The 11,657-nt window shown below is 45.0% G+C and carries 15 protein-coding genes; 11 read left to right on the top strand and 4 right to left on the bottom strand.

Annotation, left to right across the window (positions count from 1 at the left end):
- The first annotated feature begins 57 nt into the window (after positions 1-57).
- Positions 58-231: a putative motility protein gene (locus tag HA050_RS04155; protein ID WP_166822471.1), complete on the top strand. Its 174-nt coding sequence runs from the start codon at positions 58-60 to the stop codon at positions 229-231.
- Between the two features lie 119 nt (positions 232-350).
- The gene (locus HA050_RS04150) at positions 351-917 is read left to right on the top strand and encodes a phasin family protein (RefSeq protein ID WP_166822468.1); all 567 of its coding nucleotides are present in this window, start codon (positions 351-353) and stop codon (positions 915-917) included.
- 62 nt (positions 918-979) lie between these two features.
- On the opposite strand, the gene HA050_RS04145 is transcribed toward HA050_RS04150, so the two are convergent.
- Both HA050_RS04145 and HA050_RS04140 read right to left on the bottom strand, forming a co-directional pair.
- Positions 980-1,264 (bottom strand): RepB family protein, encoded by a 285-nt coding sequence (locus HA050_RS04145; protein ID WP_046350134.1) that lies wholly within the window; start codon positions 1,262-1,264, stop codon positions 980-982.
- A gap of 424 nt (positions 1,265-1,688) precedes the next feature.
- Positions 1,689-2,093, bottom strand: coding sequence for a hypothetical protein (locus HA050_RS04140; RefSeq protein ID WP_166822465.1), 405 nt, complete (start codon positions 2,091-2,093; stop codon positions 1,689-1,691).
- 160 nt (positions 2,094-2,253) lie between these two features.
- Between HA050_RS04140 and HA050_RS04135 the strand changes: the two genes are divergently transcribed.
- The 8 genes from HA050_RS04135 (at position 2,254) to HA050_RS04105 (ending at position 7,240) form a co-directional block, all read left to right on the top strand.
- On the top strand, positions 2,254-2,556 hold the full coding sequence (locus tag HA050_RS04135) for a CTX-RstB family phage integration protein (RefSeq protein WP_166822463.1): 303 nt from the start codon (positions 2,254-2,256) through the stop codon (positions 2,554-2,556).
- Positions 2,557-2,651: 95 nt separating this feature from the next.
- Positions 2,652-3,857: a phage/plasmid replication domain-containing protein gene (locus tag HA050_RS04130; RefSeq protein WP_166822460.1), complete on the top strand. Its 1,206-nt coding sequence runs from the start codon at positions 2,652-2,654 to the stop codon at positions 3,855-3,857.
- A 3-nt stretch (positions 3,858-3,860) separates the two neighbouring features.
- A complete protein-coding gene (locus tag HA050_RS04125) occupies positions 3,861-4,010 on the top strand; it encodes a hypothetical protein (protein WP_166822457.1) in 150 nt (49 codons plus the stop codon).
- A 95-nt stretch (positions 4,011-4,105) separates the two neighbouring features.
- A complete protein-coding gene (locus HA050_RS22315) occupies positions 4,106-4,228 on the top strand; it encodes a hypothetical protein (RefSeq protein ID WP_277344360.1) in 123 nt (40 codons plus the stop codon).
- Positions 4,221-4,427, top strand: coding sequence for a major capsid protein (locus HA050_RS04120; protein ID WP_166822455.1), 207 nt, complete (start codon positions 4,221-4,223; stop codon positions 4,425-4,427). Before HA050_RS22315 ends, HA050_RS04120 begins: the two co-directional genes overlap by 8 nt.
- Before the next feature lie 115 nt (positions 4,428-4,542).
- The gene (locus tag HA050_RS04115) at positions 4,543-5,940 is read left to right on the top strand and encodes a hypothetical protein (RefSeq protein ID WP_166822452.1); all 1,398 of its coding nucleotides are present in this window, start codon (positions 4,543-4,545) and stop codon (positions 5,938-5,940) included.
- A 14-nt stretch (positions 5,941-5,954) separates the two neighbouring features.
- Positions 5,955-6,260 carry a DUF2523 family protein gene (locus HA050_RS04110; RefSeq protein ID WP_166822449.1) on the top strand — a complete coding sequence of 102 codons (306 nt, stop codon included), beginning with the start codon at positions 5,955-5,957 and terminating at the stop codon, positions 6,258-6,260.
- On the top strand, positions 6,257-7,240 hold the full coding sequence (locus HA050_RS04105; protein ID WP_166822447.1) for a zonular occludens toxin domain-containing protein: 984 nt from the start codon (positions 6,257-6,259) through the stop codon (positions 7,238-7,240). The genes HA050_RS04110 and HA050_RS04105 overlap by 4 nt, the downstream gene beginning before the upstream one ends.
- Before the next feature lie 281 nt (positions 7,241-7,521).
- Here the strand turns inward: HA050_RS04105 and HA050_RS04100 are convergent, their stop codons facing one another.
- The gene (locus HA050_RS04100) at positions 7,522-7,965 is read right to left on the bottom strand and encodes a hypothetical protein (protein WP_166822445.1); all 444 of its coding nucleotides are present in this window, start codon (positions 7,963-7,965) and stop codon (positions 7,522-7,524) included.
- Between the two features lie 288 nt (positions 7,966-8,253).
- On the opposite strand from HA050_RS04100, the gene adhE reads away from it, so the two are divergent.
- The gene (gene adhE / locus HA050_RS04095; protein ID WP_166822443.1) at positions 8,254-10,881 is read left to right on the top strand and encodes a bifunctional acetaldehyde-CoA/alcohol dehydrogenase; all 2,628 of its coding nucleotides are present in this window, start codon (positions 8,254-8,256) and stop codon (positions 10,879-10,881) included.
- 51 nt (positions 10,882-10,932) lie between these two features.
- Here adhE and HA050_RS04090 read toward each other — a convergent pair whose 3' ends face one another.
- On the bottom strand, positions 10,933-11,649 hold the full coding sequence (locus HA050_RS04090; RefSeq protein ID WP_166822442.1) for an MgtC/SapB family protein: 717 nt from the start codon (positions 11,647-11,649) through the stop codon (positions 10,933-10,935).
- Positions 11,650-11,657: the final 8 nt, after the last annotated feature.

Below are 11,657 nucleotides of genomic sequence, written 5' to 3'. Positions count from 1 at the left end.
ATATCGCCCCTCTGAGTGCTAGAATAAGGCCACTAAATCCTTGCTGTGAGGTGTTTTATGGAAGTTTCTGCAAGCAGCGCCACAGTGCAAAATACAGCGGCACTGATGATGGCTAAAAAATCGATGGATATACAGGCGCAATCTGCCTTAAGTTTACTCAGCGCTGTACCTGAAGCGCCAAAATACAACAATCCTTCCGGGCTTGGAAGCCTTTTAGATACAAAGGCTTAGTGTATTTTTTGCAGGGCATTCCGTATATTTTGCTGCACTGCACAAAATGGTTTGACTCCGGGCGGGTAATGCCTCCATAATGAATTGCATTGTTGCACTGCACAACCGGAGAAACCACCATGTTCAAAGACCTGTTTAAAGCCCCACAATTCAACCCTAAGCAATTTGCTGATTTTGGCCAGGCTAATCTGGAAAAATCCCTGCGCCTTACAAATATCGCACTGAGCAGTGTAGAACGTTTAGTTAACCTGCAAATTGGCATTACCCGCGATTTAATCGCTGAAAATGCAGAAACCACTAAAACATTGTCTGCTGTAAAAGATGTTCAAGGTTTGGTCGCTTTCCAGCGCCAGCTTGCACAGCCTTCTGTTGAAAAAAGCCTGGCAGTTGCACGCAATGTATTTGACGCTGCAAGCGCTACACAGCAAGAATTAAACAGCCTGATCGAAGAACAAGTTTTAGAATTCAACAAAAACTTGCTGGCTACTTTAGATAAAGCTACTGAAAACGCACCAGCAGGCTCAGGTGTGGCAGTTAATGCACTGCGTAATGTTGTTGAAACAGCCAGCAATACCTATGACGCCGTTTCTAAAACAAGCCAAAAAATTGCATCCGAATTAGTCAGCGCAACTGTAAATGCAGCTGAAGCGGGCGCAAAAGTTGTTGCTACAAAAGCATCCGCATAACCAATCCGTTTTAAATAAAAAAAGACACCGCAAGGTGTCTTTTTTTATGGCTAAAAGATTGATCAGAGTTGTTCAATCAGACGATCCAGCAATTGCCCCATCGTTAAACCCTGTTCTGCAGCAACACGCTTTAGCTTTTCACGCGTTGCAATATCCACCATTGCATTAAATTGCACGGGCGTTGTTAAACTCATATTTTTTAAACCCGCCTGAAAACGGGCTTTTCTGCTTGCTCTCTGGCGCTCAGCAGCTGTCATGGCGCGCTCCCCAAGAGGAGGGCGTCCACGTCTCTTGGCCGTCGGCATGCCGGGTAACTCAGCAGTTTTAGTATCTTCGATCTGACGCATATTACTTTGTGATCATTTAAGGCGGACGCCATTTTAGTGACTGAATGTGTCAGTTGTCACGTTTTGAATGTGTGGCTTTTACCCTGGGTCATGCATTGACAACTACAAACCCCAATAGAACAAAGGCATGGCGGGGCATTTAAGTCTGAGTAATTTTTACAGCGCACTGAAAAAGGCTCAATAAAACATAAAAAACAAACGCCTGACACCCCTTATTTATAGAAAAATTCAGCATAAAAACACAGGCGAGCGAATTTAAACTAACAGCGCTTATCGATTAAAAGAGAAACAGATTGAGCTCAATATGCAGGGTTTACGCAACTGTAGTGAAAAGATTGACTTGCGCAACCATCAAAGTCTCGCCATTTAAGCCTTGTGTCTAAAGAGTTGAGGCATGGATTGACATGGAGAGTGCTGCTTGTAGTTAGGACGTATTTAACTTTACATAATATACACTATTGTGTTCAGTTTGATGTAAGTTATGCCTAGTTTTAGCTTGCACTCCTTCAGGGGAGAGCGTTGCAATCATCCCCACTATCAGGGCCGTTCCTAGTACCTTTCCAGTACGGCCCGAATTGAAATTTTCCCAAAACGCCTTGCGATCAACTGACTTTTCACGCTGAAAATTGGCGGCACTGATCACAATTAGCGGATCAATTCCAAGTATTTGTCCAATTCGGATGCAATAGTAATCATCCGGCACTTTCCCTTCTGTTCTCCACTGTGTAACCAAGCCACGACTGCCGCCTAGGTGTTTGCTTAGGTCTGAATCTGTCGTCATTCCTAGCTTTTCTTTCGCGTCATCCGCGTAGTCAATTACAAGCTTCATCATTTTTCCTATTGACAATGTTCTTTACTGAGAACAACAATTCGTTCCGTCTGTTCTCGGTTGAGAACAGGTGATTGGATGAATTCTATTTTACTGGGTATTCCACGAAATCCCGAATTGATTCCTACCACTTTCGACCAAAACCAACAGGAAATAAACCATGAAAGCATTCGTCGTCGGCATTTCTGAAATGAAAGGCATTGCAAAGAAAACGGGCAAACCATACGCGATGTGCAATATCAACACGCTTGTGCCGGTTGAAAACGTATCAAGTGACGCATTTTCCAAGCGCGGTTTTGGTTTTGAGATTGTTCAGATTGGTGCGACTGCGGATTGCATTTCTCAGTTTGCAAATATTCGGTTTCCGGCACATGTGGAACTAGTCACAGATATGACCCAGTTTGCTGGCCGGTTGGTCCCGATTGTTGTGGGTGTGTCTGAGCCGGTTTTGAAGAGCGCTTAGCGCGTCGGGTTGAGAGACGGGTTGCTAGTAATACCCGTCTTTTGTCTCAAGTTGAGACTTTTTTGCAATTTTCAGTGCTGGTTTTGAGGTGACAAATGTCTGGTGTTTTTATCGATTGGATCACACTTTCACAGTCAGATTTCTCTAAAAATGTAGAGTTTTTAGGGCCTTTTTCTGTATTGCGTGACAACGAAAATTTACCGGCCAATAGTGATTTTTCACTGCCTTATGTTGATTCTGGCTTTGTTGTGAAGTACGGCCGCGACCTTGCAACAATGAAAATTGATGATGAAGAGGAGTGGTATTCGCACTCTCGTGTTCATCATGAGGGCTCGTTCTCATCCGGCTTGATGTTGCGTTGTGATGGTAGTCGTGTTGAGTTTTCAGGCAATGTTGGCCGTTTTGATCGTCCTGACAATTTATTTAATTACAATTTTGAAGAAACAATTCGTAAGGCGAATGAGTTTTTAGCTTTATACGGTTTGCCAGCATTTCATGCTGGGGATTACGCAGTAAATCCAAACCCGTCGCAATACGATATTGATAATGGCCTATTGGATCAGTGGAGCGGTGCAACGGTTTCAATGTTGCATTTAACGAAAAATTACAATACTGGCTCGGCAGCAAATGCACAGGCGGCAATTGACTGGCTTGCAACACAATCAAAATCTCACGTGAAGCGCTCGCGCTCTGGTGAATCAACTATGTCATGGGGCAGAAAGGGCGGCCGTGTCTATTTAAAGGCATACATTAAAGCTCAAGAAATGCTTGATCACGCTCGAACTCATGGCCGCACACGCGAAGAAGTAATAAATGATCCTGTTTATCAGTATTGCTTAAAAAATGGTGTGATCCGTTTTGAGCTTGAGGCAGGGCGTTTATTACTTCGGGACTCACAACTCCGCTTTATGGGTGATATCACGATGCAAAAATTAAATGATTTATTTGATGAGCATGTAATGCCAATTCTTGGGCGTGTCCGTGACGACATTACACGAATTGATTTCGATACATTAGATATTGCATCAGGGCCAAAAATGGCGGCTCTCGCGTATTTGCGCGGTGAAGATGTCCGTACACATTTATCCAGAGCTACTTTTTTTAGATATGCCAAAGTTTTGCGCGAGTATGGAATTGATATATCTGAGCCTTTAAAAGGTTCTGAAACGTTTACTGCTGTAATTAAAGTAATTGATATACAGGCAATTAATGAGCCTCCAGCATGGTATTGGGATCATCAAACCCGCATGACTCAATTTGCGGCTAATGATGTGAAGGTTCTCAAATTGGTTAATGGGTGACATATGGCTATTGCAGATTATCGTGAACGTTTTTCGCGTTATGTCGATAGAACTGATGAAGATGGCATTGCTTTATCCGCTGGTTTTAAGCGTGAGATTGAGGATATGGAAAATGCTATTTCTGAGCTTTCTAAAGCGTTGCATTTAAAATGATTCAACAATGCGTTTCAATTCGCACCGATGGATTGTTGCAAATTGCGTCTAATGTGGCGACCAGTTGCCAATATGTAATTACGTCTGGTTCAGTAATGGATTGGACTATTGAGGATGCAAAGCCGGTTGTTGCGGCTGTTGCGCTATTGTGGGCAATTGCCTACTTTTTTCGTGTCTTGATTAAGACAGTTAACCAAAGTGGAGATTTAAATGAATAACTTTTTCAAACGTGCTTCCCGTGTTGTTTTAGTTGTTGCTGGTACTGTAGTAACAGCGCCTGCATTTGCGGCTGTTGATATTACTGCTGCCATTGCTGAATTGGGCGAAGCTCAAAAGGCCGTTGGTTTAATTGGTATTGCCGCTCTTTCTATTGCAGTGGGTATTAAAGTGTTTAAGTGGGCACAAAAAGCCTTGTAATTTTTTTGCATTAATGGGCGGCTTTTTGCCGCTCTTTTTTCGCCTAAATTTTGTATGAGCGACTGGGCGACGCTTGCGGCGCACGGGCGCTCAGACAAAATGATCAGGGGTTGATATGAATGGAAGGATTACTTTTTTTAGTCGTTTGTTTATTGGCCTTTTGGCTTATTTTCTCTGCGGATTAGCTTTTGCTGATTATCCTGCTAAAAATACTGAGCGTGCTGGACCGTTGTCATACGAAGAAATTGTACCTTTTTGCACGGCTCAAAAGCCAGGTTATAAAACTCGTTTTATTTTTGCAAGTTCAACGCCTGATATGGAATATTACGCGTGTGACTACTATCATCCTGATTATAAAGAATGGGTTTTAGTTAGGAATTATTCATTTCATTGCAATTATGCTGGAGCACCGCCTGGGCTTATTCGAAAAGAAGGACTTGTTTGTAAAACTAAATCTACTTGTGATGATAAAAGAAATCAAAGCGCGGGTATTTATAACATCCCAATTCCAGGCGTTAAAATGCCGTCAACAGGTGGGGCGGCTGTTTTATTTGATTCAGGTTCGTTTAATTCATTTTCTAAATCAGGGTTTCCGACATGTATTGAGAGTTGCGAAACTGTAGCAAATGGTCCGCCTATTAAAAATTCCGCGGGGGGTAATGTTGTTGGGGATACAGCTGGCAATGCTTATATGCGGATGCAGATGAAGTTTTCAGGCTCAGAGTGTACAGCGAAGGAGGGGGCACCCAAACCGAATGGCGCACCGTTTCCGACGGACGCACCCAAACCAAAGGAGCCTAACGGCCCTCAAGACTGTCCAGAAGGCACTTCTTTTGGAACGATATCTTGGGGTGATGGCGGCGGCGAGGTTAAACGCTGTTTAAAAACTGGAGCACCGTCCCCGCCTAATCCTGATGGATCGCCCAAGCCTGATGCGTGCATCGGCAACTGTGACAAGTGGGACCCTAAGCCAGAAGATCCTAAGGACCCTAAGCCTACTGATCCTAAAGATCCTTCTGGCCCGTCTGGAACAGGCACTGGAACTGGCACGGGCACCCGTTTGCCTGCTAGTGGTACGTCTGCATCATCAGCAAGTAGTGCCGCAAGTTTAAGTGCGTCTTGTGAGGCTTTTAAATGTGTAAATTCCGATCCTGCTACATGCGAGATTGCGCGGCTGGCGTGGCATGAGAAATGCTTGGAAGAAAAAGATCGTAAAGAATTGCTTGATAGCGCTCTCTATAAGTCGGGCGTTGCTGCAATGGATGCGTCAGGTACTGCATCTATCAGGGAGGCATTGGGCTTTTCGGGTAAGCCGGTTGATTTAGAAGATGTCATTAAAAAAACTCGGTTTTTAACGTCAGGCGGTTTGATAGATTTTAATGTTGTATTAATGGGGCATACCGTTTCTATTCCGATATCCAGATTAAACAAAATACTGGAGGCAATGGGAAATATAGCGGTTGCTTTTACGATGCTAGCTGCCGCCAGAATTATTTCTACTTCATTAGCGTAAGGGGTTAATTAATTATGTTTGCTGCTCCATGGATAGCTGCATTAATCGGTGGATTAGTTTCTGCTGCTGCTACGTTTTTTGGCCGTGCGTTAATTGCGTTTGGTGTTGGCGTTGTTTCGTATTCTGGAATTAGTAAGCTTTTAGATAATATTAAGCTTGATATTATTCAGAATCTTAAAGATATTCCGATTGAAATCGTTCAGGTAATGGGTCTGCTGAAAATTGATGTTTGTATTTCTATTTTGCTTTCTGCTTTCACTGCAAAATTAGTTATTTCTGGTTTAACCGCGTCAGGAATGAGAAAGTGGGTGGCTAAATGACAATTCATTTAATTACTGGCATGCCAGGCGCGGGGAAAACATTACGCACTTTGCAGGATGTAAAATTATTGTCTGAAAAGGACGATAGGCAAGTTTTTTATTCCGGTATTACTGATTTAAAGCTACCATGGGTTGAAATTGAGCCTGAGAAATGGCCGGAATGCCCGAAGGGTGCAATTATTGTGATTGATGAATGTCAGCGTGTATTTAGAACGCGGGCGAGTGGCTCAGCGGTGCCGAAGCATGTATCAGAGCTGGAAACGCATAGGCATAAAGGGCATGACATTTTTTTAATTACCCAGCACCCGATGCTGATTGATGGCAATGTACGGCGTTTAGTAGGGAAGCATTTCCATGTAATGCGCCCATTCGGTTTAAAAAAGGCGACTGTACATGAATTTCAGGGTGTGCGTGAAAATTGTGATAAGTCACGAAAAGACTCTATCAAGCATATGTGGGCGTATCCTAAAGAGATTTACGATTATTACAAAAGCGCAGAATTGCACACGGTTAAAAGAAGCATTCCGGCAAAGATTTTGTTTATCCCCGTTTTAATAGGTCTTCTTATTTTTTGTATTTATTATTCGTACAATATTATTGCTGGGAAAAAGAAAATCGAGGCTGCTAATGCGGCAGCTTCTGCGCCGGTTGAATATCGTTCGACTAATTCACCAGGTTTGCCAAGTACCTCTAAAGACCATTTAACGCGTGAGCAGTGGATTGAACAACAAACCCCGCGAATTCCTACATTAGCGTATACCGCGCCGGTATATGACAAATTAACCGAACCTGTTTCTGTCCCAGCTCCGCAAGTGTGTATGCAAACTGCGTCAAAAGGGTGCAAGTGTTATACCAACCAGGCTACGCCGTTGGATGTACCGCAAAGCATGTGTGAAAATATTGTAAAAAATGGCGTATTTATTCCATTTTTGCAAAATGGCAATCAGTCAAATGAAAACAGCTTAAGAAATGAAACTTAAATTTTTGTATATGTTGCTGATATTATTTCTTTCGGGGTGCGCGAATACGCCAGACCGGCGAGCGCACTTTATTGACTTTTGGAATTCAGATCGCTGGGGTCAGCGTCAAGTCACTAATTAAGGATTACTGCACATCAAATCAAGCTGCAAAATTGTTGCCACGAAGTGCTATTTGTCGTGCTGAGCGCGGCCCCGCGTGAGGCTCCCCGGGGATGCGTAAAAAGGGCCAACGAATCACCCCCTAAAGCCGGCTTTTACACCGGCAGCACGCAGCAGGGCGCTTAAGGAATGATTTGGTTGAGCATCATTCCGTATTTTGCTTCTTTCAGGCATTGGCGTTTATAAAAGTCGCGCTCAACCATCAGTTTTTCAATTGTTCTTGTGTAGCCGCTGGCTAGCGCAAGGGTTTGGCGCATATGCCAAAGATTTTTAAGCTCTTCGTACCTAATTCCTTCTTTTTTGTCATACCCCGGTAGAACGAGCCATTCACCGTCAATACGCATCCCTGAGAATTTCCCCCAGCCTTTTCCAAGTTCTTGGCCAGCGATAACCTGGGCGAATAGAAATACGATTTTAGGCACGGGGATTTGTCCGCTTAAATAGCCTAGGTGCGTTTTTAGCGATATTCCGAGCGCATCGCACATATCTGAAGCAGGGAGCGCGAGAAGGGCCGTTAAAAGAGTCTCTGTGGCCGGCTGGGGTTGAAAACCGGCGCGGGGATACATTCGCATATCAAAATCACATAAAAAAACACCAGTTTGTCAGGCTGATGTTTTTTGTTGTTTTGGCGCGACTTCTTTGACTTCGTTTTCTGTTTCGTAACTTTACATAATATACATTATGTGAACAAAAATAAAATGATCAAATGCAGTTTGATATTTATCAAGTAGTCTTGGGCTGCCCGGTATATTCTGTAGATGTTCGCTTTACCCATGTGAACCAGCAGCAAGTTCGCAGGTCCCAATTGATTAGTGATTTTAAAGCCGTTTATAAAGTTTCTCTGGAGATGAAAAATGACTGTTTCTAACATTCAAGAACTCGATGCACTGATGGCGCGGGTTAAAAAAGCGCAGCAGCTTTTTGCTACATACTCACAAGAACAAGTTGACAAGATTTTCCGTGCCGCTGCACTGGCTGCCGCAGATGCGCGTTTGCCTCTGGCCAAGCTTGCCGTTGCAGAAACTGGCATGGGCGTGCTTGAAGATAAAGTAATTAAAAATCACTTTGCTTCTGAATATATTTATAACGCGTACAAAGATGAAAAAACCTGCGGCATTTTGTCTCAGGATGACGCGTACGGCATTATCACTATCGCAGAGCCTATCGGGATCATTTGCGGGATCGTGCCAACAACCAACCCTACTTCTACCGCCATTTTTAAAGCGCTGATTGCACTTAAAACCCGTAATGGTATTGTTTTCAGCCCACACCCGCGTGCAAAAGGCTCAACCTGTGAAGCTGCACGAATTGTGCTTGATGCTGCCGTAGCAGCTGGTGCGCCACGCGATATTATCGGCTGGATTGACCAGCCAACTGTTGAGCTGTCTAACCAGCTGATGAAACACAAAGACATCAACCTTATTCTGGCCACAGGTGGCCCGGGCATGGTTCGTGCGGCCTACTCATCCGGCAAACCAGCCATTGGTGTGGGTGCTGGCAATACACCGGTTGTGATTGATGAAACTGCAGATATCAAACGTGCCGTTGCTTCTATCCTGATGTCCAAGACCTTTGATAACGGCGTTGTGTGTGCATCTGAGCAATCTGTCATTGTGGTTGACAGTGTTTATGAAGCAATGAAGGCCCGTTTTGCGCAAAGCGGCGGCCATATCTTAAGCAAGAAAGAAGCTGAAGCCGTTCGTAAAGTCATTTTGATTGATGGCAACCTGAATGCAGGTGTTGTGGGTCAGGCTGCAGTTAAGATTGCAGAAATGGCAGGCATTAAAGTGCCTAGTTACACAAAGATTCTGATTGCTGAAGTAACATCAACCGGCGAAGAAGAAGCTTTCGCGCACGAAAAACTATCACCAACTTTAGCGATGTACCGCGCTAAAGACTTTTACGAAGCCGTATCCAAGGCTGAAGCATTGGTTGCTTTGGGCGGGATTGGCCATACCTCCGCGCTTTATACCGATCAGGATCAGCAGCACGAACGCATCGCTTATTTTGGCGACAAAATGAAAACGGCCCGTATTCTGATCAACTCCCCTGCTTCGCAAGGCGGGATTGGCGACTTGTACAACTTTAAGCTGGCTCCGTCGTTAACGCTGGGTTGTGGTTCATGGGGTGGTAATTCGATCTCTGAAAACGTGGGTCCAAAACACCTGATCAACACCAAAACTGTCGCTAAACGGGCCGAAAATATGTTGTGGCACAAACTTCCTAAAAACATCTACTTCCGTCGTGGTTGTCTGCCATTTGCCCTTGCCGATCTGACTGGCAAGAAACGTGCAACTGTTGTGACCGGCCCTTACCTGTTTGCCAATGGCTACTGCGATGAAACCATCAAAGTGCTGAAGCAAATGGGCATGGAAGTTGAGGTTTTCCACGAAGTTGAAGCCGATCCGACATTAGAAGTGGTTCGTAAAGGCGTGCATTCGTTGAACATGTTTAAACCTGACGTAATTATTGCGCTGGGTGGCGGCTCGCCAATGGATGCGGCAAAAATTATGTGGGTGATGTACGAGCATCCTGAAGTTCACTTTGAAGACCTTGCCCTGCGCTTTATGGATATCACTAAGCGTATTTATAAGTTCCCTAAAATGGGCATCAAAGCTGAATTGGTTGCGATTCCAACCACCTCAGGTACTGGCTCAGAAGTGACCCCGTTTGCTGTGGTTACAGATGAAAAAACCGGCATGAAATACCCGATTGCCGATTATGAGCTTACACCGAACATGGCGATTATCGATGCCGATTTAGTGATGAATATGCCAAAAAGCCTGACCGCCTTTGGTGGGATTGATGCGGTAACACACGCTTTAGAAGCTTATGTATCCGTATTGGCCAATGAATATTCTGATCCGCAGGCACTGCAATCACTGAAACTGCTGAAAGAAAACTTACCATCGTCTTATATTAACGGCGCAAAAGATCCTAAAGCACGCGAGCTGGTGCACAATGCTTCAACAATCGCCGGTATTGCGTTTGCCAATGCGTTCCTGGGGGTTTGTCACTCCATGGCGCATAAGCTGGGTGCTGAGTTCCATCTGGCACACGGCCTGGCCAATGCCCTGCTGATTTCTAACGTGATTCGTTTCAATTCGGCAGATATTCCAACCAAGCAAACGGCATTCAGCCAGTATGATCGTCCGCAAGCGCGTTGCCGTTATGCTGATATTGCTGAACACCTTGGCCTTGGCGGCAAGAATGATGAGCAAAAAGTAGCGAACCTGATTGCTTGGGTGGAAGAGCTGAAAGCAACAATTCAAATTCCTGCTTCGATTAAAGAAGCAGGCGTACCTGAAGCGCTGTTCCTTTCTAAAGTGGATCAATTGGCTGAAGAAGCGTTTGACGATCAATGTACCGGTGCTAACCCACGTTACCCATTGATTTCAGAGCTGAAACAACTCTTGCTGGACAGCTATTATGGTAACGCTTTTGTAGAAAACCATCTGCGTGAAGAGCAAGCTGCTAAATAATAAGCACTGCGCTGATAAAAAACCCCGCTATTGCGGGGTTTTTTTTGCGCTTTATTCTGCCGCAGACAAATTCCAGAAGACTTGCTTGATATACGGGCGTTTGGTCATTTGTGCGATCAGGGTATCCAGCTTGCCCGAATCCACCGAAGTGGAAAGCAACGTTGCCGTGATTTCGACATCATCATCGCCAAATGGCTCCACATCCAGATCCCCCAGGGGGTACTGAGCCTGTTCCAGCAGAGACTCCAGCGCACTTAAAGCATGTTTTTGCCTGTCGCCATCCACAATCATACAAATCTGGTAACTCACCTCACCAGTCTGATCGTTAACCGGCGTGCGGTTAATGGCATTCACTACGGGGCGTAATAAAGTATTGGCTGCCAGCACAAATACTGCAGCCATCAGCGCGTCTGCAATCATGCCAGCCCCTGCGCAGGCGCCAACGGCTGCAGAGCCCCACAAGGTGGCGGCGGTATTCAGCCCGCGCACATTCAGCCCCTCTTTCATAATGGTACCCGCCCCCAGAAAACCAACTCCAGAAACCACGTAGGCGGCAACATGTGAGGCGCTGCCTGGCCCGTTTAAACGGTAAGCCAGCCCCACGAACACGGCAGCAGCCAGCGACACCAGAGTATTGGTGCGCAAACCGGCAGTGCGCTGCCGGTACTGCCGCTCATAGCCGATAATTGAACCCAGAATAAACGCGACACTCAGATTTAAAAAAGAATTAAACAACAGGTTGAGATCAAAACTCTGCGAAAAATGCATGCGCAGCT

Source organism: Iodobacter violaceini (assembly GCF_011601265.1).
In the GTDB taxonomy this organism is placed as follows: Bacteria; Pseudomonadota; Gammaproteobacteria; order Burkholderiales; family Chitinibacteraceae; genus Iodobacter; species Iodobacter violaceini.
Note: the sequence above shows the minus strand (reverse complement) of the source record. Positions and strands in the feature narration are given on the sequence as shown.

Excerpts from the sequence above, each read along its gene's own strand:
- HA050_RS04155 (WP_166822471.1), top strand. The coding sequence starts at position 58 with ATGGAAGTTTCTGCAAGCAGCGCCACAGTGCAAAATACAGCGGCACTG.
- HA050_RS04150 (WP_166822468.1), top strand. The coding sequence starts at position 351 with ATGTTCAAAGACCTGTTTAAAGCCCCACAATTCAACCCTAAGCAATTT.
- HA050_RS04145 (WP_046350134.1), bottom strand. The coding sequence starts at position 1,264 with ATGCGTCAGATCGAAGATACTAAAACTGCTGAGTTACCCGGCATGCCG.
- HA050_RS04140 (WP_166822465.1), bottom strand. The coding sequence starts at position 2,093 with ATGAAGCTTGTAATTGACTACGCGGATGACGCGAAAGAAAAGCTAGGA.
- HA050_RS04135 (WP_166822463.1), top strand. The coding sequence starts at position 2,254 with ATGAAAGCATTCGTCGTCGGCATTTCTGAAATGAAAGGCATTGCAAAG.
- HA050_RS04130 (WP_166822460.1), top strand. The coding sequence starts at position 2,652 with ATGTCTGGTGTTTTTATCGATTGGATCACACTTTCACAGTCAGATTTC.
- HA050_RS04125 (WP_166822457.1), top strand. The coding sequence starts at position 3,861 with ATGGCTATTGCAGATTATCGTGAACGTTTTTCGCGTTATGTCGATAGA.
- HA050_RS22315 (WP_277344360.1), top strand. The coding sequence starts at position 4,106 with ATGGATTGGACTATTGAGGATGCAAAGCCGGTTGTTGCGGCTGTTGCG.
- HA050_RS04120 (WP_166822455.1), top strand. The coding sequence starts at position 4,221 with ATGAATAACTTTTTCAAACGTGCTTCCCGTGTTGTTTTAGTTGTTGCT.
- HA050_RS04115 (WP_166822452.1), top strand. The coding sequence starts at position 4,543 with ATGAATGGAAGGATTACTTTTTTTAGTCGTTTGTTTATTGGCCTTTTG.
- HA050_RS04110 (WP_166822449.1), top strand. The coding sequence starts at position 5,955 with ATGTTTGCTGCTCCATGGATAGCTGCATTAATCGGTGGATTAGTTTCT.
- HA050_RS04105 (WP_166822447.1), top strand. The coding sequence starts at position 6,257 with ATGACAATTCATTTAATTACTGGCATGCCAGGCGCGGGGAAAACATTA.
- HA050_RS04100 (WP_166822445.1), bottom strand. The coding sequence starts at position 7,965 with ATGTATCCCCGCGCCGGTTTTCAACCCCAGCCGGCCACAGAGACTCTT.
- adhE (WP_166822443.1), top strand. The coding sequence starts at position 8,254 with ATGACTGTTTCTAACATTCAAGAACTCGATGCACTGATGGCGCGGGTT.
- HA050_RS04090 (WP_166822442.1), bottom strand. The coding sequence starts at position 11,649 with ATGCATTTTTCGCAGAGTTTTGATCTCAACCTGTTGTTTAATTCTTTT.